This is a genomic window from Burkholderia pyrrocinia (assembly GCF_018417535.1).
GTDB lineage: Bacteria > Pseudomonadota > Gammaproteobacteria > Burkholderiales > Burkholderiaceae > Burkholderia > Burkholderia pyrrocinia_E.
The window spans coordinates 3,436,158-3,461,023 of the sequence record NZ_CP070977.1 but is presented as its reverse complement, the minus strand read 5'-3'; the positions used below and the strand labels follow the sequence as shown (position 1 = coordinate 3,461,023).

The 24,866-nt window shown below is 67.6% G+C and carries 26 protein-coding genes; 6 read left to right on the top strand and 20 right to left on the bottom strand.

All coding sequences use genetic code 11. The annotated features are described in order from the left end of the window. The 4 genes from tauA to JYG32_RS16070 form a co-directional block, all read right to left on the bottom strand. On the bottom strand, positions 1 to 1,017 hold the full coding sequence (tauA, locus tag JYG32_RS16085) for a taurine ABC transporter substrate-binding protein (RefSeq protein ID WP_213264077.1): 1,017 nt from the start codon (positions 1,015 to 1,017) through the stop codon (positions 1 to 3). Between the two features lie 255 nt (positions 1,018 to 1,272). After that, a complete protein-coding gene (gene lipA / locus JYG32_RS16080; RefSeq protein ID WP_213264076.1) occupies positions 1,273 to 2,265 on the bottom strand; it encodes a lipoyl synthase in 993 nt (330 codons plus the stop codon). Then, positions 2,258 to 3,004 carry a lipoyl(octanoyl) transferase LipB gene (gene lipB / locus JYG32_RS16075; protein WP_213264075.1) on the bottom strand — a complete coding sequence of 249 codons (747 nt, stop codon included), beginning with the start codon at positions 3,002 to 3,004 and terminating at the stop codon, positions 2,258 to 2,260. The genes lipA and lipB overlap by 8 nt, the downstream gene beginning before the upstream one ends. An 83-nt stretch (positions 3,005 to 3,087) precedes the next feature. Then, positions 3,088 to 3,414 (bottom strand): DUF2917 domain-containing protein, encoded by a 327-nt coding sequence (locus JYG32_RS16070; RefSeq protein WP_213264074.1) that lies wholly within the window; start codon positions 3,412 to 3,414, stop codon positions 3,088 to 3,090. Positions 3,415 to 3,516: 102 nt separating this feature from the next. On the opposite strand from JYG32_RS16070, the gene JYG32_RS16065 reads away from it, so the two are divergent. Continuing rightward, on the top strand, positions 3,517 to 4,503 hold the full coding sequence (locus tag JYG32_RS16065; protein WP_213264073.1) for a transcriptional regulator GcvA: 987 nt from the start codon (positions 3,517 to 3,519) through the stop codon (positions 4,501 to 4,503). Here JYG32_RS16065 and JYG32_RS16060 read toward each other — a convergent pair. From JYG32_RS16060 to JYG32_RS16015, 10 genes are all read right to left on the bottom strand, one after another. Then, entirely contained in the window at positions 4,487 to 4,795 is a 309-nt protein-coding gene (locus JYG32_RS16060) for an HP0495 family protein (protein WP_011546305.1), read from the bottom strand. The two genes, JYG32_RS16065 and JYG32_RS16060, sit on opposite strands and share 17 nt — an antisense overlap. Further along, positions 4,795 to 5,721 (bottom strand): D-amino acid aminotransferase, encoded by a 927-nt coding sequence (locus JYG32_RS16055; RefSeq protein WP_213264072.1) that lies wholly within the window; start codon positions 5,719 to 5,721, stop codon positions 4,795 to 4,797. Before JYG32_RS16055 ends, JYG32_RS16060 begins: the two co-directional genes overlap by 1 nt. A gap of 48 nt (positions 5,722 to 5,769) precedes the next feature. Beyond that, positions 5,770 to 7,086 carry a D-alanyl-D-alanine carboxypeptidase family protein gene (locus JYG32_RS16050; RefSeq protein ID WP_174383534.1) on the bottom strand — a complete coding sequence of 439 codons (1,317 nt, stop codon included), beginning with the start codon at positions 7,084 to 7,086 and terminating at the stop codon, positions 5,770 to 5,772. A 630-nt stretch (positions 7,087 to 7,716) separates the two neighbouring features. Next, on the bottom strand, positions 7,717 to 8,361 hold the full coding sequence (locus JYG32_RS16045; RefSeq protein WP_047899129.1) for an alpha/beta hydrolase: 645 nt from the start codon (positions 8,359 to 8,361) through the stop codon (positions 7,717 to 7,719). 13 nt (positions 8,362 to 8,374) lie between these two features. Then, positions 8,375 to 8,692 carry a (2Fe-2S) ferredoxin domain-containing protein gene (locus tag JYG32_RS16040; RefSeq protein ID WP_011694422.1) on the bottom strand — a complete coding sequence of 106 codons (318 nt, stop codon included), beginning with the start codon at positions 8,690 to 8,692 and terminating at the stop codon, positions 8,375 to 8,377. 155 nt (positions 8,693 to 8,847) lie between these two features. After that, a complete protein-coding gene (locus tag JYG32_RS16035; RefSeq protein ID WP_174383533.1) occupies positions 8,848 to 9,999 on the bottom strand; it encodes a VanZ family protein in 1,152 nt (383 codons plus the stop codon). Positions 10,000 to 10,018: 19 nt separating this feature from the next. After that, positions 10,019 to 10,642, bottom strand: coding sequence for an ABC-type transport auxiliary lipoprotein family protein (locus tag JYG32_RS16030; RefSeq protein ID WP_213264071.1), 624 nt, complete (start codon positions 10,640 to 10,642; stop codon positions 10,019 to 10,021). 88 nt (positions 10,643 to 10,730) lie between these two features. Then, positions 10,731 to 11,660, bottom strand: a complete 930-nt coding sequence (locus JYG32_RS16025; protein WP_174384284.1) for an MlaD family protein — start codon at positions 11,658 to 11,660, stop codon at positions 10,731 to 10,733. Positions 11,661 to 11,688: 28 nt separating this feature from the next. After that, entirely contained in the window at positions 11,689 to 12,600 is a 912-nt protein-coding gene (locus tag JYG32_RS16020; protein WP_174384283.1) for an ABC transporter ATP-binding protein, read from the bottom strand. Further along, on the bottom strand, positions 12,597 to 13,721 hold the full coding sequence (locus JYG32_RS16015; RefSeq protein ID WP_174384282.1) for an MlaE family ABC transporter permease: 1,125 nt from the start codon (positions 13,719 to 13,721) through the stop codon (positions 12,597 to 12,599). The genes JYG32_RS16020 and JYG32_RS16015 overlap by 4 nt, the downstream gene beginning before the upstream one ends. A 297-nt stretch (positions 13,722 to 14,018) precedes the next feature. Between JYG32_RS16015 and JYG32_RS16010 the strand changes: the two genes are divergently transcribed. Together JYG32_RS16010 and JYG32_RS16005 are read left to right on the top strand one after the other, a co-directional pair. Beyond that, positions 14,019 to 16,088, top strand: a complete 2,070-nt coding sequence (locus JYG32_RS16010; protein ID WP_213264070.1) for a bifunctional 2',3'-cyclic-nucleotide 2'-phosphodiesterase/3'-nucleotidase — start codon at positions 14,019 to 14,021, stop codon at positions 16,086 to 16,088. Between the two features lie 8 nt (positions 16,089 to 16,096). Further along, on the top strand, positions 16,097 to 16,942 hold the full coding sequence (locus JYG32_RS16005; RefSeq protein WP_213264069.1) for a tetratricopeptide repeat protein: 846 nt from the start codon (positions 16,097 to 16,099) through the stop codon (positions 16,940 to 16,942). Between the two features lie 343 nt (positions 16,943 to 17,285). On the opposite strand, the gene JYG32_RS16000 is transcribed toward JYG32_RS16005, so the two are convergent. The 3 genes from JYG32_RS16000 to JYG32_RS15990 form a co-directional block, all read right to left on the bottom strand. After that, positions 17,286 to 17,750 (bottom strand): OmpA family protein, encoded by a 465-nt coding sequence (locus JYG32_RS16000; RefSeq protein WP_174384361.1) that lies wholly within the window; start codon positions 17,748 to 17,750, stop codon positions 17,286 to 17,288. Further along, positions 17,710 to 18,312 carry a M35 family metallo-endopeptidase gene (locus JYG32_RS15995; protein ID WP_249744558.1) on the bottom strand — a complete coding sequence of 201 codons (603 nt, stop codon included), beginning with the start codon at positions 18,310 to 18,312 and terminating at the stop codon, positions 17,710 to 17,712. Before JYG32_RS15995 ends, JYG32_RS16000 begins: the two co-directional genes overlap by 41 nt. Before the next feature lie 61 nt (positions 18,313 to 18,373). Beyond that, positions 18,374 to 18,928: a hypothetical protein gene (locus JYG32_RS15990; RefSeq protein ID WP_174384363.1), complete on the bottom strand. Its 555-nt coding sequence runs from the start codon at positions 18,926 to 18,928 to the stop codon at positions 18,374 to 18,376. Positions 18,929 to 19,412: 484 nt separating this feature from the next. On the opposite strand from JYG32_RS15990, the gene JYG32_RS15985 reads away from it, so the two are divergent. The 3 genes from JYG32_RS15985 (at position 19,413) to JYG32_RS15975 (ending at position 21,599) form a co-directional block, all read left to right on the top strand. Beyond that, complete coding sequence (locus JYG32_RS15985; protein ID WP_213264067.1) at positions 19,413 to 20,333, top strand: biotin--[acetyl-CoA-carboxylase] ligase; 921 nt, start codon at positions 19,413 to 19,415, stop codon at positions 20,331 to 20,333. Then, on the top strand, positions 20,330 to 21,118 hold the full coding sequence (locus JYG32_RS15980) for a type III pantothenate kinase (RefSeq protein WP_213264066.1): 789 nt from the start codon (positions 20,330 to 20,332) through the stop codon (positions 21,116 to 21,118). The genes JYG32_RS15985 and JYG32_RS15980 overlap by 4 nt, the downstream gene beginning before the upstream one ends. 238 nt (positions 21,119 to 21,356) lie before the next feature. Next, complete coding sequence (locus tag JYG32_RS15975) at positions 21,357 to 21,599, top strand: hypothetical protein (RefSeq protein ID WP_213264065.1); 243 nt, start codon at positions 21,357 to 21,359, stop codon at positions 21,597 to 21,599. Between the two features lie 16 nt (positions 21,600 to 21,615). On the opposite strand, the gene rfaE2 is transcribed toward JYG32_RS15975, so the two are convergent. The 3 genes from rfaE2 to JYG32_RS15960 form a co-directional block, all read right to left on the bottom strand. After that, entirely contained in the window at positions 21,616 to 22,101 is a 486-nt protein-coding gene (gene rfaE2 / locus JYG32_RS15970; protein WP_072437326.1) for a D-glycero-beta-D-manno-heptose 1-phosphate adenylyltransferase, read from the bottom strand. Positions 22,102 to 22,273: 172 nt separating this feature from the next. Next, positions 22,274 to 23,152: a diiron oxygenase gene (locus JYG32_RS15965; RefSeq protein ID WP_011353352.1), complete on the bottom strand. Its 879-nt coding sequence runs from the start codon at positions 23,150 to 23,152 to the stop codon at positions 22,274 to 22,276. A 476-nt stretch (positions 23,153 to 23,628) separates the two neighbouring features. After that, positions 23,629 to 24,855, bottom strand: a complete 1,227-nt coding sequence (locus JYG32_RS15960; RefSeq protein WP_174384503.1) for a patatin-like phospholipase family protein — start codon at positions 24,853 to 24,855, stop codon at positions 23,629 to 23,631. Between the last annotated feature and the right edge of the window lie 11 nt (positions 24,856 to 24,866).

Below are 24,866 nucleotides of genomic sequence, written 5' to 3'. Positions count from 1 at the left end.
TCAGCGCGCGGCCTTCTGCACGAACTGCGGATCGACGCCGGCCGAATAGTCGGACAGCACGGTCTGGATCGTGCCCTGCGATTTGAGGAACGTGGCGGTGGCCGCGAGCGACTTCGCGGCGCCCGATTGCGCGCCGCCGCCGAGCCACGTCGGCGACGCCTGCTCGGCTGCCGTCGGGAATGCGTAGAGCGCGAGGCTGGCCGGCACATCCTGCGCGTTCGCGCCCGATACCTTCGCCACGGCCGCGACTTGCGGCGAGCCGGCCTTCCACGCGGCCGCATGGGCGCGGTAGTCGGCATCGGCAGCTGCGAGCACCTTCACGAAGCGCGTGACGAACTCGGGGTTCTCGCGCGCGAACTTGCGGCTCACGACGAAGCCGTCGAAGGTCGCCTTGCCGCTTTCTTTCGCAACCTGGCCCGACGTCGTCAGCACGGTGCCCGACTGCTTGACCTTCGCCAGCACGGGATCCCAGATATAGGTCGCGTCGATGTCGCCGCGCGCCCAGGCGGCCGCGACTTCGGGCGGACGCAGGTTGACGATCTTCACGTCGTTCGGGTTGACGCCCGCGGCCTGCAGCGCGACGAGCGTATGGAAATGCGACGTCGACACGAACGGCACGCCGATCTTCCTGCCCTTCAACGCCGCGACGCTCGTAACGCCCGAGCCGTTACGCGCGACGAGCGCCTCCGCGTCGTTGATGTTGTCGAGTACCCAGAACAGCGAGATGTCGAGCCCTTGCGACAGGCCGGCCGCGATCGGGCTCGACCCGGCTTCGCCGAGCTGCACGGAGCCCGACGCGAGCGCGCGAATCACGTCAGCGCCGCTGTCGAGCTTGCGGAACCTGACCTTGTAGCCGGTCGCCTTTTCGACTTCACCGCTTGCCTGCGCGTAGCGCCACGGCACGACCATGTCCTGGTACGCGATCACGACTTCGCGCGATTCGGCGTGCGCCGCGCCGAGCGCGGCAAAGGCGGTCAGCGCGACGACGGCGCGGCGAATGAAGCTGAAACGGGACATGCGGCTCTCCTTCGGAATGCGGGCCTTGCTGCGGGAGAGCCGACTATAGGAGCTTTGCGCGCGGCGGGAGCGAACTTATCCTGCGAAGCTATCGATGCCGTTTCAGCTTTGCTTTCCATGCTCGACTGGATCGCGCATCCGGTCGGGTGGCGATTGCCGTGCGAATGCAGTGATCGCGGCCGCACCAACAAAAAAGCCCGCATCGCTGCGGGCTTTTTCGACTGCGTGAAGGCTGCAGTAACGCTAACGCGGCGCTCAAACCACCCCGGCCCCATGTGCCTGCAGATCGGCGTGATAGCTCGAACGCACCATCGCGCCGACGGCCGCGTGCGTGAAGCCCATCTTGTACGCTTCTTCCTCGTACATCTTGAACGTATCCGGATGCACGTATGCGCGCACCGGCAGGTGGTGCTCGGACGGCTGCAGGTACTGGCCGATCGTCAGCATGTCGACGTCGTGCGCGCGCAGGTCGCGCATCACCTGCAGGATTTCCTCTTCCGTTTCGCCGAGGCCGACCATCAGGCCCGACTTCGTCGCGACGTCCGGATGCAGTGCCTTGAAGTCCTTCAGCAGCTTCAGCGAGTGCGCGTAGTCCGAACCCGGGCGCGCTTCCTTGTACAGGCGCGGCACCGTTTCGAGGTTGTGGTTCATCACGTCGGGCGGCGCGGCGTTCAGGATCGAGATCGCGCGGTCAAGACGGCCGCGGAAATCCGGCGTCAGGATCTCGATGCGCGTGTCCGGCGACTGCGCGCGCGTTTCGCGGATGCATTCGACGAAGTGGGCGGCACCGCCGTCGCGCAGGTCGTCGCGGTCGACGCTCGTGATCACCACGTACTTGAGCTTCAGCGCGGCGATCGTGCGCGCGAGGTTCTTCGGCTCGTCGGTGTCGAGCGGATCGGGACGGCCGTGGCCGACGTCGCAGAACGGGCAGCGGCGCGTGCACTTGTCGCCCATGATCATGAACGTCGCGGTGCCCTTGCCGAAGCATTCGCCGATGTTCGGGCAGCTCGCTTCCTCGCACACCGTATGCAGGTTGTGCTCGCGCAGGATCGTCTTGATCTCGTTGAAACGCGAGCTGCCGGTGGCCGCCTTCACGCGAATCCACTCGGGCTTCTTCAGTTTCTCGATCGGAATGACCTTGATCGGGATGCGCGCCGTCTTCGCCTGCGCCTTCTGCTTGGCGGTCGGATCGTAGGCCGGGGTCGAGGCCGAATCGGCCGGTGCGGGAGAAGCGGTAACGTCAGTCATTCGATTGTTCCAGTGCCTGCGGCTTGTCGGCGGCCGCGGATGCGCCGTCGAGGTTGGCGATCAGACGGCGCACCAGCGTGTGGGCGACGTCGTTCCAGTCGGCGGCAACCTCGAGGCTCGCCATGTCGACAGTTTCCAGTCCGGCATAGCCGCACGGGTTGATCGCAAGAAACGGGCGCAGATCCATCTTCACGTTCAGGCTCAGCCCGTGATAGCTGCAGCCGTTGCGGATCTTCAGGCCGAGGGCCGCGATTTTCGCGCCTTCGTGCACGCCGGATGCCACGTAGATCCCGGGCGCGCCCGCCTTGCGGACCGAGGCGAGATTATACGCCGCGAGGGTTTCGATCACGGCCTCCTCGATCTTCGTGACGAGCGTGCGCACCATCAGCTTGCGCCGGCGCAGGTCCAGCAGCAGGTAGGCGACGATCTGGCCGGGGCCGTGATAAGTGATTTGCCCGCCGCGGTCGACCTTCACGAGCGGCACGCCGCTGTCGGCCACCAGCAGGTGGGCCGGGTCGCCCGCCTGGCCGAGCGTGTAGACGGGCAGATGCTCGACCAGCCAGATCTCGTCGCCGGTGTCGGCCGTGCGCGTGTCGGTGAACGCGCGCATCGCGTCGAAACTGGTCTCGTAGGTCTCGACGCCCCGCCAGCGCACGGTGACCGGCTGAACCGGCGATTCGGCGGGCGATGCGGAAACGGCGACAGGCGTGGACACGATGGAAACCGGCGAAACGGACATGGGCGGTAGTTTACCGAAAACCCATGGGTCTCGCCGGCCCGGGAAAGGGACGGATCGTCAGTATCCGTCGGAGGAAATGATCGTCAGACCGTGCGCCATCCGTCGTGGAGCAGCGCGGAAACGCGTTCGCGCAGCCGTGCCAGCCCGCCGAGCGCGACTTCCTTGGGCGGCCGCGACACCGAGAACGCGACGCACGCGCCCTCCCGGCCTTCCGCGCTGAGCCACAGCCGCTCGCCGCGGCGCAGCTTCAGCGTCTCGCCGTCGACCAGGAAGTAGTCGTCGACGTCGTTGCTGCGCGTGGCCCAGACCGGCCCGCACTGGACAATCAGCCGCGTGCTGCGTTGCACCTTCATCGGCACGGTTTCGCCCACGGGGATTTCGAACGTGATGCTTGAAGAAATTTCTTGCATGATCGACTCCGCCAATAAATGCTTCGATGGCTACAATCGTAGTCACTTCAAGGCGTCCGACCAAACGACCAATTTTCACGTCGATGTGAGGAAAATTAGCAAATGGACCTCCGCCAGCTACCTGCACTGAACGCGATTCGCGCGTTCGAAGCCGCCGCCCGTCACGAGAATTTCTCGCGCGCCGCCGACGAGCTGTACGTCACGCACGGCGCGGTCAGCCACCAGGTGCGCGCGCTCGAGGAGGAGCTCGGCGTGCAGCTTTTCACGCGCAACGGCAAGCGGCTGTGCCTGACCGACGCCGGCATGCGCTACGCGCAGCAGATCCGCACCGCGCTGATGGTGATCGCCGACGCGACGCGCGACGTGCGCGCGAGCGACCGCGACCGGCGGCTCGTGGTGTCGATGCTGTCGTCGTTCGCCGCGCGCTTCATCACGCCGCGCATCGGCACGTTCATCGAGCGGCATCCGGAAATCGACGTCGAACTGCAGTCGACCAACTCGCTCACCGATTTCGCGCGCGACGACGTCGATCTCGCGATCCGCTTCGGCTTCGGCAGCTATCCGGGGCTGCATGTCGAGCCGCTGTTCGAGGAAGTGTTTTTTCCGGCGTGCGCGCCGACGCTGAACGGCGGCAAGCTGCCGCAGACGCCCGCCGATCTCGTGCACTACAACCTGCTGCGCTCGGACGACGAGCTGTGGCGGCCGTGGTTCGACGCGGCCGGGCTCGATACGCTGACCGAGCCGAAGCGGGGGATTCTGTACCAGGATTCGTCGAACCTGCTGCTGGCCGCGATCGACGGCCAGGGCATCGCGCTGGTGCGCCGCTCGCTCGCGGTGCACGACCTGCTGGACGGGCGCATCGTGCGCCTGTTCGACATCGACGGGCCGAGCCCGTGGCACTATTTTTTCGTGTGTCCGCCGCCGCTGCTGAACACGCCGCGGGTGCAGGCGTTCAGGGCCTGGCTGCTCGACGAAGTCGCCGAATTCAAGCGGCTGTGCGACGAGCTGGACGCGCGGCGCGCGGCGAGGAAGACCCCCGCCGAGTGCGCGCAGGAAGGAGGATGGAAGGCGCTTAGAGTACGACCTTGACCATCGGATGGCCGGTCAGTGCGCGGTAGATGTTGTCGAGCTGTTCCTGGCTCGTTGCGCGCACGGTGATCGTGAGGCCCGTGTAATTGCCGCCGCTCGACGCGCGCTCCTCGATCTTCTCGACATCGATCTCGTTGTCGTGAACGGCGACGACCTTGAAGATCGTGTCCTTGAACTCGGGGTGCGCCTTGCCCATGATCTTGATCGGGAAATCGCACGGGAACTCCAGCAGCGACTCCTTCCGGGTCTCGATCGCGCCGGTGACCTCGACGGTTTTGGTCGGTTCGCTCATCATTTTCTCCGGGTTAGGTCAAACTGTTCAAACTCGCGTGCCTTCGCACGCTGGTACGCGTCATACAGCGCCGCGAACACGGGGCCCGGCTTGCCGCCCTGGACGGGCAGATCGTCGAGCCACGTGACGGGCAGCACTTCCTTCGTGGCCGACGTGATCATGATTTCGTCGGCCGCGCGCAACTCCACTTCGCTGATCTCGCGCGCGACGAACGGGATCCTGCATTCATCGGCCAGCTCCTCGACCAGCGCGTAGCGGATCCCTTCGAGGATCTTGTTGCTGCGCGGCGGCGCGATCAGCACGCCGTTCTTCACGATCCACACGTTCGACGACGAGCCTTCGGTCAGGTAACCGTCGCGCAATTGCAGCGTCTCGAACGCATCGTGTTCCGCCGCATGCTGCGCCATCAGCACGTTGCCGAGCAGCGAGATCGACTTGATGTCGCAATGCAGCCAGCGGCGATCCTCGGCCGTCACGCAGCGCACGCCTTTCGCGCGCTCTTCTTCCGACGGCAGGCGCAGCGGGCTCGTCATCGCGAACACCGTCGGCACCACGTTCGCCGGGAACGCATGGCCGCGCTTCGCGACGCCGCGCGTCACCTGCAGGTAGACGAGCGCGTTGCCATCGCCGAGGCCATCGGCATTCGCCGCGACGACGCGCTCGATCAGCGCGCGCCAGCCGGCCGCATCGTGCGGGTTGTCGATGCCGATCTTCTTCAGGCTGCGCGCGAGCCGTTCCAGATGCTGCTCGATCCGGAACGGCACGTGCGCGCCGTCGTGCGCATAGACGGGCACGACTTCATACACGCCGTCGCCGAAGATGAACCCGCGGTCGAGCACCGGGACACGGGCTTCGGACAGCGGCACCAGCTCCTCCTGCGACGAGACGCTGAGGTAGACGATCGGTTCGAATTCGGTTTGGCTCATGGCTATGACAGATGGGGATGAAGTCGTAAAAACAAAGGCCCGTCGCGCTTACTTCTTCTTGCTGAACATCAGCAGGATCGAGTCCCAGATACGCCCGAAGATACCCGCTTCCGGCACCGCCTTCAGCGCGACGACCGGGAATTCGGACAGCGTCTTGCCGTCGGCGACGATCTTCACGGTGCCGACCTGCTGGCCTTCCGCGAGCGGCGCGATCAGCGGCGCGTTGACGTCGACTTCCGTCTTGACCTTGTCGCCGAGGCCGCGCGGCACGGTTGCCCACTGGTCACCCTTCACGCCGACCTGCACGGTGTTGTCCTTGCCCTTGTAGATGCGCGGCGTCGAGATCGCCTGGCCGCCCTTGAACAGGCGCACCGAATCGAACGCGCTATAGCCGTAGTTCAGCATCTTCATGCTGTCCTGCGTGCGCTCGCCTTCCTTCTGCTCGCCCATCATCACCGACACCAGGCGACGCTGGCCGTCGACGCCCGGAATCGCGCGCTTCGCCGACGCGATCAGGCAGTAGCCGGCCGCCTGCGTATGGCCCGTCTTCAGGCCGTCGACCGTCGGGTCGAGCCACAGCAGACGGTTGCGGTTGCCCTGGCGGATGTTGTTGTACTTGAATTCCTTCTCCGAGAAGATGCTGTAGTACTGCGGAAAATCGCGGATCAGGTGCGCGGACAGCTTCGCGAGGTCGCCGGCCGTCGTGTAGTGGTTCGGGTCGGGCATGCCGTTCACGTCGGCGAAGTGCGTGCCCTTCATGCCGAGGCGCTGCGCCTCGTCGTTCATCAGCGTGACGAACTGCCCTTCGCTGCCGCCGACGAGCTCGGCCAGCGCGATCGCCGCGTCGTTGCCCGACTGGATGATCATCCCGTACACGAGGTCATGCACGGACACCGGCTTGTTCGCCTCGATGAACATGCGCGACTCGTCACGGCCGACGCGGCGCACCGCTTCGCTCGGCGTGACGATCTGCTCCATCGAGATCTTCTTCTTGTCGAGCGCCTCGAACACGAGGTAGGCCGTCATCAGCTTCGTCAGCGATGCGGGCTCGACGCGCTCGTCCGCATTGCCCGATGCGAGCACCGTGTTGCTCGTCGCATCGACGAGCACCCACGAACGCGCATTCACGCCCGGCGGCGGCACCGCGCCCGGCATGTAGACCGCGGGCGCGCCGGTGAACTGCTCGGCAGCGGCGGCCGGCGCCGCATGCGCGGCCCGGGTCTTGGCGGCCGGCTTCGCCTCGGCGACGACGATCGTCGACGCGAGCGCGACGGGCAGCATCACGCCGAGCGCGACGTTGCGCGCGGCGGTGCCGAAGGCGATGGAGGAAGCGAGGGACTTGAGGCCTTGGGGAGACAGACGCATGATCGATTCAGGCTGATGGCAGAAAGTGCGGTGCGAAACGCGCAGGGTTGAACGGCAAGGCGGCGGGCGTTTCGGGCATTCGCCCGACATCGTCGGGCGACGCGAAACGCGCCGGTTGGACTCGTGCGGACGCGTTCGGTTCGCGGCCGTCGCGAGCGGTCGGACAGGCGGCGAAACGAGCGCCGCATGGGCCCAGCCGGGCCGCGGGCGACGCGAAATGCGGCCATTATACGTGGCTGCGAACGGCGTTTTCGCGAACCGGGTGTCGTGTCCGGTGCCGGGCGGTGCCGATGTGCCGGCGGATTCGTGCTCGCGGCAACGCGCAAACCGCGGCGATGTGCAGCGGCATCGCGAGGAATTGCCACGCCGCCACCGGCGCGAAGGCGCGGCACACCAGTGCCGATTGGCGTCGAACACGGCGCGATCGCAGGACGGCCGCCACCGGCTTCAGCAGAATAGCGCGTGCACGCTGTAGGCAAGCGCGCTCGAAGCCGCGCGAAAGGCGCGCGCAGGCGGCGTGCAAGTCGGGTAGCGCCGTGCGGCGCGATGTCGCGTGGTCACTCGCGCATCCGGCCGGGTGCCGGTGCGCGACGCGGGCCGCCGGCCGTTACGCCGGCGCCCGCGTGCCGGCTAGCGCCATGCGTCGACGATGATGCGCTTCAGCACATGCAGCTTGCGATGGAGGAAATGCTCGGCGCCGGGGATCACGACGACCGGCAGCTCCTGCGGTCGCGCCCAGTCGTACACCGATGCGATCGGCACCGTGTCGTCGGTTTCGCCGTGGATCACGAGCGTGTTCTCCGGCACGTCGGCGACCTGCCAGCGGCTCGCGGCCGTGCCGACGAACACCATCCGCTCGATCGACTCGCCCGCGTCGCGCAGCCGCTTCGCGACATGCGACAGCACGAAGGTGCCGAACGAGAAACCCGCGAGCACGAGCGGCAGGTCCGCATACGCGGGCTGCGCGCGCATGTGCGCGAGCACCGCGAGCAGATCGTCGGCCTCGCCGGTGCCGTTGTCGTGCACGCCTTCGGTCGCGCCAACGCCGCGGAAGTTCGACCGGTAGACGACGTAGTCGAGCTGGACGAGCGTGCGCGCCAGGGTCTGCGCGACCTTGTTGTCCATCGTGCCGCCGAACAGCGGATGCGGATGCGCGACGAGCGCGATGCCGCGCGGCGCGGCGCCGCCTTCGCGCACCGCGTCGGGCAGGTCGACCGCGATTTCGATCTGCCCGACCGGGCCCGCGATCAGCGATTTCTGCGTATGAACGTTCATTCGGCCGGCCCGCTCAGATCTTCAGGCGATCGACGACCTTGCCGTCGCGCAGGTGCGACTCGACGATCTCGTCGATGTCGGCCTGGTCGACGTACGTGTACCACGTGCCTTCCGGATACACGACCATCACGGGCCCTTCCTCGCAGCGGTCGAGGCAGCCGGCCTTGTTGATGCGAACCTTGCCGGGCCCCGCGAGGCCGAGTTCCTTCACGCGCTTTTTCGCGTATTCCTGCATGGTCTGCGCGTCGCATTGCGCGCAGCTCGGCCGTTCGGCGCCCGGTTCGCGCTGGTTCAGGCAGAAGAAGACGTGGTGCTGGTAGTAGGAATCCATGATGGTGACGAGCGGCCCGGCGCGATGCCGTGCGGAAAGAGGAGCGATTGCCGTTGCGCGGTGCAACGGATGATGTTGCGGACGATTATAGCGACCGGCGCGCGCCGCTGCCCGCGCCGCGACAGCGCGGCGGCGGCCCTGCCCGGATCGCCGCGTCAGCGCCGCACCGCGGCCGGCAGCCACGCGCGCTCGACGCGCTGGCCGAGCCAGATCAGCGCCGCGTAGGGCCAGATCCACGCGAGCCAGCGCGCGATGCTGTTGAAGTGCACGTAGCGGCCCTGCCGCCAGCCCGACAGCGTGAAGTCGAAGAACGGATTGACCGGCAGCAGGTTGACGAGCGCCACACCGGCCAGCAGCGCGAGCGCCGCGAGCGTCGCGCGCCAGGTCGCCGGCACGCGCAGCGCGACGAGTGCGGCCGCGAAACCGAGCTCGATGCCGAGCCGCGCGCCGGGCGTCGCCCACACGACGACGAGACCCGTGGCCGACTGCATGAACGTCGCGGCCGCCTTCAGCACGAGCGTCGCGGCGACGAGTGCGATCAGCAGCCGGATGCGCGGTGCGCGCGGCCGCATCGCGAGCGACGCGATCGCCAGCGCGGCGAACAGCATCAGCCCGCCGAGCGCAGCCTCCCACGCCGAGTCGGACAGCCAGCCGTCGACGCGTTCGGGCCATTCGCTCACGCGCCACGCGGCCGGCAGCCACGCGAGCAGCGTGTCCTGCATCGACGCGTCGGCGCGCTCCCACAGCGCGGCCGGCCAGTCGCCGATGCCGAACAGGAACGGCGACGGAAACAGGATCGCGAACGGCCACAGCGCGGCGAGCAGGAGCGGCGTCGCGCCGTCGGCCTCGAACCACGCGAAGCGCAGCCGGCGCAGCGCGCCGCGATCGAGCAGCGCCCCGGTGGCCGGCGCGACGAGCGCCGCGCCCAGCAGCGCGCCGAGCGCGTTGGCCGCAAGATCGAGATTCGACGCGACGCGCGTCGGCAGGTAGGTCTGCAGCGCCTCCATCGAGCCCGACAGCAGCACGCCGAGCGCGCCCGCGATCAGCGTCGCGGCAACCCCGCGCCAGCGCGGGTGCAGCGCGAGCACGCCAAGCGCGCCGAACGGCAAATAGCCAAGCACGTTCGTGACCACGTCGAACGCGGTCACATAGCGCTGCATCGGCGCGAACAGGTAGTCGAACGGCCCGATGCCGAGCGACACCCAGCCTTCGAACGGATACAGCGACGCGTAGACGATGAGCGCCGCGTAAGCGGCAAAGGCCTGCCGCGCGAGCGGCGATGTGCGATGCGTGCCGGTCGCGTTCATCGCGGCTGCGCGGCGCGCGTCACGGCGTGCCCGCGTACGCCTGCATGCCGACCCACGCGGCGATCTGCGACACGAGCTCGTCGCTCGCCGCCGCGAGCGCACGCGCGCCGCCGGCGGCGTCGGGCGTGCTCGACGGCGCGCGCGCGACGAACGTGCGCTGGCCGAGCACCTTGCCGTCCAGCGTCAGCGTCGCGCGCGCGGTGACGGCGCCGTGGCTCTGCGACTCCCCGTCGAACACCTGCTCGAATTCGTTCAGGTCGACCTTGAGGGTCGGCGCGCGCACGCCGTCGGACCCTTCGAGCACCGCACCGCGCGACGACAGCGCGCCGCGCAGCCGCTGCGTGAGCAGTTGCGCGGGCGGCGCGGTCCAGCGGCTGTCGCGATAGACGGCCACGTGCTGCGCATCCGCATACGCGAGGCGGTACGCGAACTTGTCCGAATCGAGCGCGTCGGGCGCGGCGATATCGAGCACCTTCAGCGCCGGGCCCGAACTGGCGGTCGCGACCGACGCGGCCGGCCCGAGGTCGTAGCGGACATTCGTCAGCGCCGCGCTGTTGCCGGCGCAGCCGGCCGCGAGCGCGAGCGTCAGCACGGCGAGCGCGGTCGCGGCCGGACGCAGCGCGCGGTCAAGGATTCGTGGCATGGCGTGTTCCTGCATGATGTTTCCGGTTTCGATGGGCGTCACTGCCCGGCCGTTTCCGGCCGGACGATCGATGGGTTTCCGGCCCGCTTCACTTCGCGGCCGTCGCACCCGGCCAGACGAAGCCCGCTTCGCCGGGCCCCGGCGCCGTGCCGGGCGAACCGAACAGCAGACTGCGCGGGTTGCGGCCGAGTTCACCGGCGACGTCCTTCAATTGCCGCGACGCGTCGCCGACGCTGCCGGCCAGCGCATTGAAGCGCGGCAGCGTGTCGTACTGCACGCGCGCGTTGAGATCGTTCAGCGCGACGCCGACCTGCTCGGCGGCCGTGCCGGCCTTGTTCAGGTTCGACACGAGCGGCCCGTTCGGCTGCAGCAGCGTGTTCGCCGACGCCATCGTGCGGTTCACCTCGTGCATCGTCTGCGGCAGCGCGGCGACGGCCGGGGCAAGTTGCTTCGACAGCGTCGTCGCGCCATCGGCCGCGTGCTGCAGGCTTTCGGCCGTCGCGCGCAACTGCTCGCGCATCTCGGGCGACATCAGCGCGTTCGCGCTTTTCGCGGCCAGTTCGAGCTGCCGCAGCAGCACGTCGCCGCGCTCCTGGATCTGGTCGAACAGGCTCGGCCGCATCGGGATCTGCGCGATCGCCTTCTGCGACGACGGCAGCGGCGCCAGGTCGCGGCCCGTATCCTCGAGCTGCACGAACGCGATGCCCGTCACGCCCTGGAAGCCGAGGCTGCCGTAGGTCGACTGCGTGATCGGCGCGTCGTGGTCGACGAGAATCCGGATCCGGATCTGGCCGGGGTGCGTGCGATCGAAGCCGATCGACTGCACCTTGCCGACGTCGAGGCCGCGAAAGCGCACGGCCGCGTCCGGGAACAGCCCCGTCACGTTGGTGCGCGCGAGCAGGTCGTACGGCACGCGCACGGTACGGTCGACGTTGAACCAGAACACGGTGCCCGCGATCGCGAGCGTCAGCGCGATCGTGAACAGGCCGGCCCAGAACGCATGTGATTTGTTTTCCATCAGGGGGTTCCTTGTCCTTGCCTGCTTGCTACAGCTCGACGCTCGACAGCGCCGGTTCCAGGGCCGCCTTCGGCAACTTCGCGCGCCGCTCGGGCGGCAGCGCCTGCAATGCGCGGCGCCCGCGCAGCCCCAGGAAATATTCGTGGATGAACGGATGGTCGACGTTCGCGACCTCCTCGACCGGCGCGGCGACCAGCACCTTGCGGTCGGCCAGCACCGCGACGCGCGTCGACAGCGCGACCATCGTGTCGAGATCGTGCGTCACCATCACGACGGTCAGCCCGAGCGTGCGGTGCAGCGTCGCGATCAGCTCGACGAATTCGTCGGACGCCTGCGGATCGAGGCCGGCCGTCGGTTCGTCGAGAAACAGCAGCTCGGGCTCGAGCGCGATCGCGCGCGCGATGCCGACCCGCTTCACCATCCCGCCCGACAGCGCGGCCGGCATCTTCGACGCGTGCTTGCACGGCAGCCCGACCATCTCGAGCTTCAGCATCACGATGTCGTGCAGCAGGTCCGGCGGCACGCGGCCGAGCTCGCGCAGCGGCTGCGCGACGTTGTCGAATACCGTCATCGACGAGAACAGCGCGCCCTGCTGGAACAGCATCCCGGAGCGGGTGCGCATCATCCGCGCGGTCGCGGCGTCGATCGTCGCCGTATCTTCGCCGAACACCTTGATCGTGCCCGACGTCGGCCGCTCGAGGCCGAGGATCTGCCGCACGAGCGTCGTCTTGCCGGAGCCCGAGCCGCCGACGATCGACACGATCTCGCCGCGCCGCACGTCGAAGTCGAGCTTCTGGTGAATGATGTTGCGCCCGTAGCGCTTGGTCAGGTTGCGCACCTCGATCACGAGGTCGCCGCCATCCGCCGCGGCCGACTGTGTGCCGACCGACGCGACGCCGACTGCCGCGGCGTCGGCCGGCGTTTCGTTCGATGCGTTCATCCGAGCCCCACGTTCTGGAACAGGATCGCGAACACCGCGTCGGCGAGGATCACGACCGTGATCGACGACACGACCGACGTGGTCGTGCCTTCGCCGAGGCTCTGCGAGTTCGCCTTGATCCGGAAGCCGAAATGGCAGGCGACCAGCGCGATCAGCATGCCGAACACGACGCCCTTGCCGACGCCGATGTACAGGTTCGCGATCGGCACGACGCCCGGCAGCGAGCGCACGAAATAGTTGACGTCGATCCCGAGCACGAGCTTCGCGGCGAGCGCGCCGCCCGTCAGCGCGATGATGTTGGTCCACATCACGAGCAGCGGCATCGCGACGCCGAGCGCGAGCACGCGCGGCAGGATCAGCCGCAGCCCGTGCGGGATGCCCATCACGCGCATCGCGTCGAGCTCCTCGGTCACGCGCATCACGCCGATCTGCGCGGTGATCGCCGAGCCCGAGCGGCCCGCGACGAGGATCGCCGACAGCACGGGGCCGAGCTCGCGAATCACCGACAGCCCGAGGATGTTCACGATGTAGCGGTTCGCGCCGAACATCTGCAGCTGCTGCGCGGACAGGTAGCTCAGCACGATGCCGATCAGGAACGCGACGAGCGCGGTGATCGGCAGCGCTTGCGCGCCGGCGCTGTAGATGTTCGCCGAGGTTTCCTTCCACGGCATGGTCTTCGGGCGGCGCAGCACCGACAGCGCATCGAGGATCACGCGGCCGAACATCGCGATGCCGCCCTGCAGGTGTTCGCCGAACGAGAAGATCGCCTGGCCGAGCCGCGTGACGGGATCGAAGCGCACGATGCGCTCGGGCGCCTCGCGCCCGCTGTCGAGCCGCTCGATGCGCTCGAAGATCGTGCGCTGCGTGGCGCTCAACTCGACACCGGCCGGCAGCTTGCGGCCCCACACGCGCCACAGCGCCTGGCCGCCGACGTGGTCGAGCCGCTCGATACCGGACAGATCCCACTCGCTCACGCGCCCGGACCCGATGCTCGCGACACGGCGCGCAACCGCGCCGCGATTGCGCGCGAGCGCGATTGCGGTCCACTGGCCGGTCAGGCGCACCGTCTGGCCCTGGCCGCCGGCGTCGACCGACAGGCCGGGAGGAGTCTCGAAGTCCAAGGGCAGGTTGTTTGCAAAAGGATGACAGCGGCCATTGTAGCGAACCGCCCGGCGCAGCGACGTGAGGATTTCCGTGGAGGCGCCTGGCTGGGGGCGCCTGGCCGGCGGCGCCCGGCCCGGGTCGGCCCGGAGACCGCCGCATACCGCGGCCCGTTGCCGGCGTCGCCACCTTTCATTCTTCCGTCACGTTTCCTTTCGATACTCTCACGCGTCGCACATCAGGCCGTCGGCGCCCCGCGCCGCCATTTCGTTGCGCACCCCGCATTTCACAGAACAGAACACCGAACAGGACAACCGATGCGTTTCCCCCCGCTTTCCCGCCGCCGCGTACCGGCCGCCGCCGCGCTCGCCAGCCTCGCCTTTGCCCTCGCCGGCTGCGGCGGCGACGACGTCACCGCCCCGCCGCCGTCGCAGACGCAGGCCCAGGCGCCCGTCGGCACGACGGCCACGCTCGCGCTGCTCGAGACGACCGACCTGCACACCAACGTGCTGTCGTATGACTATTTCAAGCTCGCCGCCGACAATTCGCTCGGTTTCGAGCGCGTGTCGACGCTGATCGCGCAGGCGCGCGCGCAGTACCCGAACACGCTGCTGCTCGACAACGGCGACACGATCCAGGGCACCGCGCTGTCGGACTACCAGGCGCTCGTGAAGCCGATCGGCTGCGACCAGACGCTCGCGATCTACAAGGTGATGAACGCCGCGAAATTCGACGGCGGCGGGATCGGCAATCACGAATTCAACTACGGGCTGCCGTACCTGTCGCAGGTGACCGGCAACACGTTCGAGGTCGACGGCCTGCCGGCCCCGGCCCAGCAGAAGAAGTGCGCGGGCCCGAACTTCCCGCAGGTGCTCGCGAACGTGATCAGCGCGAAGACCAACGCGCCGCTGTTCACGCCGTACACGATCCTGACCCGCACGGTGACGGCGACGACGCCGGACGGCAAGACGGTCAGCGCGCCGGTGAAGGTCGGCATCATCGGCTTCACGCCGCCCGCGATCATGAACTGGGACAAGCGCTGGCTCGACGGCAAGGTCTACACGACCGGCCTGAAGGAAGCCGCCGAGAAGTACATTCCCGAGATGCGCGCGAAGGGCGCCGATCTCGTCGTCGCGATCTCGCACGGCGGCCTCGACAATTCCGCGTATTCGCCGACGATGGAAAACGGGAGCTGGTGGCTGTCGACCGTCTCCGGCATCGACGCGATGCTGATCGGCCACTCGCACCAGGTGTTCCCGGACGCGAACAGCACCGTGTCGCAGTTCAACCTGCCGGGCGTCGACAAGGTCAAGGGCACCGTCAACGGCGTGCCGACCGTGATGGCCAACTACTGGGGCAAGCACCTCGGCGTGATCAAGCTCGGCCTGAAATTCGACGGCAAGACGTGGAGCGTCGACAAGTCGCAGACGACCGTCGAGGCGCGGCCGATCCAGAACGCCGACAAGACCTACGTCGCGGCCGACCCGGCGGTATCCGCCGCGATCGCGGCCGAGCACCAGGCGACGATCGACTACGTGAAGACGCCGATCGGCTCGACCGACTACCGGATGAACTCTTACTTCGCCGATGTCGGCGACCCGGGCGCGATCCAGATCGTCAACGAGGCGCAGGCCGACTACGTGAAGACCTACGTGCAGGCGAACCTGCCGCAATACGCGTCGCTGCCGGTGCTGTCGGTCAGCGCGCCGTTCAAGAGCGGCTTCGGCGGCGGAAGCGACTACACCGACGTCGCGCCGGGCTCGCTCGCGATCAACAACGCGGCCGACCTGTACCTGTATCCGAACACCGTGTACGCGGTGAAGGTGAGCGGCGCCGACGTGAAGAACTGGCTCGAAACCGCCGCGAAGCGCTTCAACCGGATCGACCCGACCAAGGCGACCGTGCAGCCGCTCGTCAGCAGTTTCCCCGGCTACAACTTCGACATGTTCACGTCGGCCGATCTCGCGTACGAAATCGACGTCACGCAGCCGCTCGGCAGCCGGATCAGGAACCTGACGTACAAGGGCGCGCCGCTCGACCCGAACGCGCAGCTCATCGTCGCGACCAACAACTACCGCGCGAGCGGCGGCGGCAACTTCCCGGGCCTCGACGGCAGCAAGACGATCTTCGCGTCGCCGGACGCGAACCGCGACGTGCTGATCGCGTTCATCAAGAAGCGCGGCGCGATCACGCGCGCGGCGGACGGCGCGCAGCGCAGCTGGCGCTTCACGAAGCTCGCGAGCTCGGTCGCGCACGTGCAGTTCGCGTCCGCGCCGAACCGCCTCGGCGATGCGGCGGCTGCCGGCCTGACCGGCATCACGCAGGTCGCGGCCGACGACGGCTCGGGCAAGAACCTCGCCACCTACGAGATCGACCTCACGCAATGAGACACGCGATGCAACCGATCCGGACGATGCGGCCAGCCGAAACCGGCTTCGCCGCCGCCGCGCGGCGCCTGCTGCGCGCGAAACTCCCGCCGGCCGCGCTGCTCGCGGCGGCGGCCGTGACCGTCGCGGCCGTCGTCGCGGCGACCGGCCTGCGCGGTGCCGGCCCCGCGCCGAGCGCCGCGCAGCTCGACGAGTGGCAGGCGATGGTCACGCAGGCCACCGAGCCGCACGCGCTCGCGCAATTGCGCACGCTCGCGCGGCGCGGGTCGGGCGCCGCGCAAGCGGCGCTCGGCATCGCGCTCGTCGACGCGCGCGAGCCGGGGCTGCGCGACGAGGGGCGCGGCTGGCTGGAAACCGCTGCACAGGCGGTCGGCAAGGCTGACGCGCCGGCCGCGCGGCGCGCGCAACTCGCGCTCGGCAAGGCACTGCTGCTCGGCAGCGGCGACACCCCGAAGGACTACGCACGCGCACGCGCGCTGCTCGGCGAAGCGGCCGAACAGGGCGACCCGGCCGCCGCGTATTACCTCGGGCTGATCTATCGCAGCGGTTACGGCATCGCCGCCGATCCGGTGCAGGCCGCGCACTGGTTCGACGTCGCGTCGCGCGCGGACATCCCGGCCGCGGACTTCATGCTCGCAAACGCGTACCGCGACGGCAGCGGCGTGCCGCGCGACGAGGCGCGCGCGCTCGCGCTGTATCGCCGGGCCGCCGAACACGAGTTGCCGGAAGCCGTGCAGACGCTCGCGATGGCCTATCGCAACGGCGAGCTGGGGCTCCGGCCCGACGCGGACGAATTCCACGCGCAGTGGATCGAGACCGCGCATGCGCTGAAGCATCCGGTTGTCGCGCCGTGATGTGATGGTTCTCCGGCTCGCGCGAGTGCTGGCGCGAGCCGATGGAACAACGGCTGCCTGACGCACATGACCTGACGCCCCGCAATCGATCGCCTTCAGGCGGAATCGATCGCGGGGCACGGGCGAGCGCGCCGGGCGCCATACCACCATCCGGTCGATCCGCGTCGGTCGATCGGCGATGCCTTAACATGCAGCCTCACAACAAAACCTGAGAGATCTGCATCCATGTCCGATCGCCTGTCCTGGCTTCGAGCCGCCGTCGGCACCGCCGCCATTTCCGCTGCCCCCTTCGCAAAGAAGTAGGCGCTCCACAAGGGGTGTCTCACATGCGCGCGTTTCGCCATCATTGCTCCTGTACCGGCAACGCGATACCACACGGATTCTCGCAGGCGCCCGGCGAGCATGCAGGAATAAATTCGACCTCTATCTGATTGCGCTTACCGGCAGGAACAGCGGAATCCCGTCGCCAGATTTTCGATTCGACATGAATTCGGTCTTTTGAAACACCGAGATCGAGCAGATACGCCCTAACAGCATTTGCTCGACTGAGAGCGACTACAATCGCGTTGCGTTCGCGCTCGTCCGAATAGCCGTAGATCACGACAGGACCATCGTTTGCGACGCTACTTCGAACGGTAATCAACAAACTGGCGAGCGCGATCCGGTCGGCATTTGAAATGGACACAACATCGCGCTCAAGCTTGCTCTCATATTGCAAAGCAAAACTACAAGCAAACGTCGCACTCGAAGCACACAACGCCGAAAGGCTAATCAACGCACAAGATATACCAAGCAAGATTGTCCGCATTCCTGATCGCCATTGCTGGTTCTTCTTTTGCGAGGCGTCTGCTGAGAAATTGTCCATAGGTGTTCTTGTAATCGAGCGCACCGAACGTGTCCATAAAATGCACACACTCGTGAACAATGGTGAGTTGCATCGAGTCAAACGTACCAGCACTTGTGTCCGGTAGTTCACAGAACTTGGGCGTGATAGATATCGTATGCGTTGCGGTATCCGGGCCACAAACGTGCGCGACTTCACCAGCTAAATTTTTGGTGTTCGGTGTACACCCCAAAGCCCTATCTAATTCGGGATCGGAACGGACGAAATTTCTTGCCGTCAGCCCTTGCATAACGATCACCAAGGCCGCCAATCCTTCGCTCAGCACACCTCGAGTGGACTCGTCGTCACTCCCGAACCACTCCCTGACTCGTGCCCGTGCGTGCGCTTTCCAGGCGCTTAATTCATGAAGTCGCTGCGCGACTATTTTTACCGCGTCGTCACGTAAAGCCAGGACTTTCTTTCGAAACTCCGCATCGGTCATATTTTCGCAGATCGGCGGCCCGTCGACCGTCAAAAACAGATCCACTCGCGAGTCTCGTTTGGTGTTCGTCACGGCTGTGTCATCAACAGTCACGTACTCGTAGTCATTATGAGGCATCGTTGTTCTCGACTATTTCGATTCTCAAGTTCTCTGCACGGCTTGTGGCAACGCGTTGCGTGCATCCCGCACTATCAGTCACGCCGCTGAAGAACTTCCCTGAACTGGTATGTATTCGGTATGGCACACGTGCCAAGGGGCTTCCGGTCCGTTCACTTCTCAATACATACTGCTCGTCGTATCCCGCATCATCGGCCGTCGATTGAAAATTGCCGCTGCCTTGCCCCTTCTGCGCGGCCAGATACTCGTTGCCGATAACCATACGCATACCGCGTTCGGCATAGAAGACAGGAGGCGGATGGCAACCACATGCATTGATATCTCCGCTCAGTGCCCAAGGCTGGCCATTGGGTCCCCTACCCGGCAATCGTGGCCCTTTTGGCGCGATGAACCCTTCCTGCTTGCAAGCCGTACAGTAGGTTCTCATGTAGAGCGTCGCAATCTGCACGCGCGGCGGCGGATTGGAACAGGTGACGAATTCCAGGCCTTCGGTAATCGTGGCACCGCCTCCCTTGTCGCCCCTGGCGAGGAAATAGCGGATCATGCGGGCGTACCGCGATACGTCGCGCTCCAGTGGTTCGCGCCGGCACGGCAGTGGGCCGCTCCGCGTCCGGCGAATTGTCCCGTCCGGATCTGGACGCCACTCTCGCCATGCACGGCCAACCAAGCGATAGCGAATGAGGAGGACGCTGGTAACCGTTGCCTGCGACTATTCATCGTCTGGATTTCCTTTCGTCATTGATGTTGCGAGGATCTCGCCGTATAAAAATGCGCCATCGAACAACGAGAATCAATAAGACGAATTCGAAATCCTAATCAACTGGCATAAGTCGATTATGTTTTGACAATACTATGGATCCAGATAGGATTTCCAGGACTTCGGCAATGCACGTCCACACAGATCCTCCGCGTCCAAGCCAGCGGACACAAAATGCGAGCCAAACGCGTCACGACAGTCGCGCGCGATAATCCAACAGACTTGCCCGCTTCCCGACGCGCCCCCGCCCCCTGTCGCTACAATAGTCACCATGAACGCCCCCACCTCCTCCGACACGCCCGATTCCGGCGACGCGCACATCGCGCGCAACCGGCTCGACGCGCACCTGGACGCCGCGCCGCGTGCGTGGCCGCTCGACATCGTCGCCGCCACCGGCTCGACCAACGCCGACGTCGCGACACGGCTCAAGGCGCTGCCGCGCAGCGCGAACGCGTTGCCCGCGCCGCTCGTTCGCGTTGCGTTCGAGCAGACCGCCGGCCGTGGCCGGCAGGGCCGCCCGTGGTTCGCGCAGCCCGGCAACGCGCTGCTGTGCTCGGTCGGCTGCATCGTGCCGCGCCCCGTCGACGCGCTCGGCGGCCTCAGCATCGCGATCGGCGTCGCGCTCGCCGAAGGGCTGGCCACGCTGCCGCTCGACGCCCGTACGCGCGTCGCGCTCAAATGGCCGAACGACCTGCTGCTGACGGCCACCGACGACGGCACGCCGCGCATCGTCGGCAAGCTCGCCGGGATCCTGATCGAAACCGTCTGGACCACCGCCGACGCGACCGCCGTCGTGATCGGCTTTGGCATCAACGTGCGCGGCGCGGAAGCCGTCGCCGCGCAGGTCGACGCGCTGCGCGCGCGCGATGCGACGCTCGCGAGCGGGCTGCCGCCGGCCGCGCTGTCGATCGCGTGTGCATCGGCGAACCTCACCGATACGCTCGCTGCGTCGCTGAACGCGCTCACGCCCGCGCTCGCACAGTTCGGCGCCGACGGGCTCGCGCCGTTCCTGCCGCGCTGGCACGCGCTGCACGCGTACGCGGGGCGCGAAGTCGTACTGCTCGAACAGGGTGTCGAACGCGCGCGCGGCATCGCGACCGGCATCGATGCGACCGGCCAGTTGCTGCTCGACACGCCGAACGGCGTGCAGGCGATCGCGGCCGGCGACGTGTCGCTGCGCGAAGCGCAATGAGCGAGCCGCACCTGCTGATCGACGCCGGCAACAGCCGGATCAAGTGGGCGCTCGCCGATGCGCGGCGCACGCTCGTCGACACGGGCGCGTTCGGCCACACGCGCGACGGCGGCGCCGATCCCGACTGGTCGAACCTGCCGCGTCCACGCGGCGCATGGATCTCGAACGTCGCGGGCGCCGACGTGGCCGCGCGGCTCGACGCGCTGCTCGATGCGCACTGGCCGGACCTGCCGCGCACGACGATACGCTCGCATCACACGCAATGCGGCGTGACGAACGGCTATACGACGCCCGAACAACTCGGCAGCGACCGCTGGGCCGGCCTGATCGGCGCGCGCGCGGCCTTTCCGGGCGAGCACCTGCTGATCGCGACGTTCGGTACCGCGACGACGCTCGAGGCGCTGCGCGCGGACGGCCGCTTCACGGGCGGGCTGATCGCGCCGGGCTGGGCACTGATGATGCGCGCGCTCGGCACGCACACCGCGCAGTTGCCGACGCTGACCACCGACATCGCGAGCGGGCTGCTCGCGGGCGCGCAGGCCGAGCCGTTCCAGGTCGATACGCCGCGCTCGCTGTCGGCCGGCTGCCTGTACGCGCAGGCCGGGCTGATCGAACGCGCGTGGCGCGATCTCGCCGCCGCGTGGCAGGCGCCCGTACGGCTCGTGCTGGCCGGCGGCGCGGCGGACGACGTCGCGCGTGCGCTGACGGTCCCGCATACGCGGCACGACGCGTTGATCCTGTCCGGGCTCGCGCTGATCGCCGCGGAAGCAATCGCGCAGGGTTGACAGAAATTTGCCGGCTTCGCCGTCGCGGCGGTGGTCTCGACGAATGTCCATGCAGGACTGCGTCGCGGTGACGGTAGGGAAGTGCGCGCCGCCACGGCGATACAGACGGCAGGCCGTCCGCGCGGCTAAGGTCGCAGGTGCGTTGCCTGACTATTGCGAACAGTCACGGAAACCATGAAAAGGCCGGCCATGCGGCCGATCCGAGTGAACGACTGAACAACGAAAAGGAGTTTCGACGATGCTGCGCTGGCTGATCGCTGTTCTCTTTCTCGCCAACATGCTCGCGTTCGTAGTGGCGCGCGGCGTGTTCGGGCCGCTGCCGGCGGCCGGCCCGCGCGAACCGGGCGTGCTGTCGCGGCAGGTGCGCCCCGATGCGCTGCACGTGACGCCGCTGGCGCAGGCGACCGACCAGCCCGCCGTCGGCGGCCCGATCGCGCCGGCGGCCGTCACGGCCGAGCCGCTCGCGGCATCCGCGCCCTGACGGCACCGGCCCGCGCTCAGGACTGCTGCGCGCGCACCTTCTTCAGCAACGCGGTGGTCGAGCGATCGTGCTCGAACGGAATCGCCAGCGCGCGGCCGCCCCAGCCGCGCACGAGCGCCGATTCCGGCAGCGCATCCATGTCGTAGTCGCCGCCCTTCACGAGGATGTCCGGACGGATGGCCTCGATCAGCGACACCGGCGTCTGTTCCTCGAACTTCACGACCCAGTCGACGCTTTCCAGCGCCGCGAGCAGCGCCGCGCGGTCGTCCTCGCGGTTGATCGGCCGGTCGTCGCCCTTGCCGAGCATGCGCACCGACGCGTCGCAGTTCACGCCGACGATCAGGCACGCGCCGAGCGCTTTCGCGTCGGCGAGATACGTGACGTGGCCGCGATGCAGGATGTCGAATACGCCGTTGGTGAACACGACGGGCGACGGCAGCGACGCGCGCAGGGCGACGAGGGCATCACGGGTAATCAGCTTGCGTTCGAAGGTGGCGGACATGATGGAGATCGGACGGAATGAACGATGGCGCGTGCGGCAGACCCGGCGGCAGGATCCGGCGGCGGCGCCAGATAAAAAGCCCGCCGGACCGGCCGGGCGGGCTTCATGCAACGGACGCGGAACGGCGCAACGCGGCCGGCGCGATTCACGCCGGCGGTGGCGCCTGCCGGCCTCAGGCCGGCTGCGCGGCCGACGACGGGCCGCTTTCGGCCTGCAGGCGGCCGGTGACTTCCTTGCGATAGCGATTCAGCTCCTGCGCGGTCGCGAACGTGCGTTCGAACAGGATCGACAGGTTGTGCAGGATGCGCTCGACAACCTTCTTTTCCCACTCGCCGTCGAAACGGATCTGCTCGTCGAGCCAGCGTTCGAGCCATTCCGGATCGGGCAGGCGCGACTGCACGGTGTCGCGCGGGAACAGCGCCTGGTTCACGTGCAGGTTGGTCGGGTGCAGCGGCTTCTCGGTGCGGCGCGCCGACGCCATCAGCACGCCGATCTTCGCGAACGCGGCACGCGCGACGTCGCCGCAGTTGTTCAGCGCCTTCTTCATGTAGCGCAGGTACGCGCCGCCGTGGCGCGCTTCATCGCGCGAAATCGTTTCGTAGATCTGCTTGATGACGGGCTCGGTATGCCAGTCGGCCGCGCAGCGGTACCAGTGATTCAGGCGGATCTCGCCGCAGAAGTGCAGCATCAGCGTCTCGAGCGGCGGCGCCGGATCGAACTGGAAGCGCACCGCGTGCAGTTCCTCTTCGGTCGGCACCATTTCCGGTTTGAAGCGGCGCAGGTATTCCATCAGCACGAGCGAATGCTTCTGCTCCTCGAAGAACCACACGCTCATGAACGCGGAAAAGTCGCTGTCGTGCTGGTTGTCGCGCAGGAACATTTCCGTCGCGGGCAGCGCCGACCATTCGGTGATCGCGTTCATCTTGATCGTCTTCGCCTGCTCGTCGGTGAGCAGCGAAGCGTCGAACTTGTCCCACGGAATGTCCTTCTCCATGTCCCAGCGGACGGCTTCGAGCGACCTGTAAAGTTCCGGATAAAGCATCGTGTTCATGATGGTCCCACCCCTGTTCTGCGCAATGCGACTTCTCTAAACGTGACTGTTGCCGCGAAAGCGCACCAAGCGCGCTTTTTGCAGCCAAGACTGTAATTTTACGCGTGAAACCGACCCTCCGGACGCGGATTCCACGTCCGGCAGCCGGGCGGCCGCGCCGCCGCCGTTGCGACATGCCGCAGCCACGCTCCGTTCAACGGAACCGGCCGCGCTTGCCTGAGTTGGGGGCCGGCGCTGGCCGGCTCGTTGGCGAGCCCGTCCCCTGCCCCAGGCGGGCCCCCGGAAGGGTTCCCGTGCGGATGCCGGATCGGCGGGTTGCTCGATATGGTGTATACGGCGGCGGCCATGATATCACGCGTGCATGACGGTTCCGAGACGCCTGCCGGGCCGCGCGCCGCCCATCGCGGTGCGGCGATCGGTCGCGGCCAACCGTCGCAAAAACGCAACCCCGTGCAACCTCGCGCCATCCACGCGCATCAGACCCGTATTTCGCCCGTCGCCAGGCCGTCTTCCGGCGGCGTGCCGGCTGCCGGCGCGCTGCCGCCGTCCGCCTGCGCGATCCAGCCGGCGAGCGTGTCGCGCTGCGCGCGCCCGTCGCCGTAGCCGAGCTCGATGAGTTCGCGCGTGAACGCCTCCTCGAACAACAGGTAGCTCGCGAACGACGCGCCGGCCGGCTGGCTGCCGCCGACCGCGCCGAGCAGCCCGCGCATCGCCGCCGGCATCTGCTTCAGGTGCTTCGCGGCGATCAGCTCGATGCGCTCGGACGGCGCGATCGCGAGCACGTCGACATGCCGCCAGCCGCTGTCCACCTCGACCTGGTGCGGCAGGTGCTCGATCATCCGGTTGATGTGCTCGATCCGTTCGATGTCCGAGCCGATCGAGTCGAGGAACACGCTCGCGAGTACCTGCTGGCCGATCTGCGCGAGCGTCGGATAGCCGCGCACCAGCCCGGCGCCGTTCGCGGCCGGAATCTCGGGCCGCGGGTCGGCCGCGCCGACGACGACGATCCGGTCCGCGCCGAAGTGGATCGCCGGCGACAGCGGCGCGATCTGCCGGATCGAACCGTCGCCGAAGTACTCGATCTGCCCGTCGAGCACGAGCGGCACGGCCGGAAACACGAACGGAATGGCCGACGACGCGAGCAGGTGCGACGCCGACAGGTCGACGAGCCGCGCGGTGCGCTGCGCGCGCCGCCACGCCTGGATCGGCTCGGCCGCCTGGTAGAACGTGAGGTGCCGGCCGCTCGAATAGCTGAGCGCCGTCACCGCGAGCGCGTGCAGCAGGCGCGCCTCGAGCATCTGCTCGATCCGGTGGAAGCTCAGTTCGCGGTGCAGCAGGTGCGCGAGCGGCGTGTTGTCGAGCAGCCCGCGCGGTGAACGGCGGGACGCCCAGCCGAACGTCATCGCCGCGAGCCAGCGCGCGCCGGCGGCCGCGACGCCGAGCCAGTCGGTGCGATACACGTAGTCGGCGCGCAGCGGCTCCCAGAATTCGAGCAGGCGCCGCACGCCGTGCGAAAAGTCGTCCGCGTGGCTCGCGATCGACGTCGCGTTGATCGCGCCGGCCGATGAGCCGCACACGACCGCGAACGGCAACGTGTGCCGGTTCGGATCGGCCTCGCGCGCGATCTCGGCCAGCGCCTTCAGCACGCCGACCTGATAGGCGGCACGCGCGCCGCCTCCCATCAGAACGAGCGCGAGCCGCATGATCGACCTGC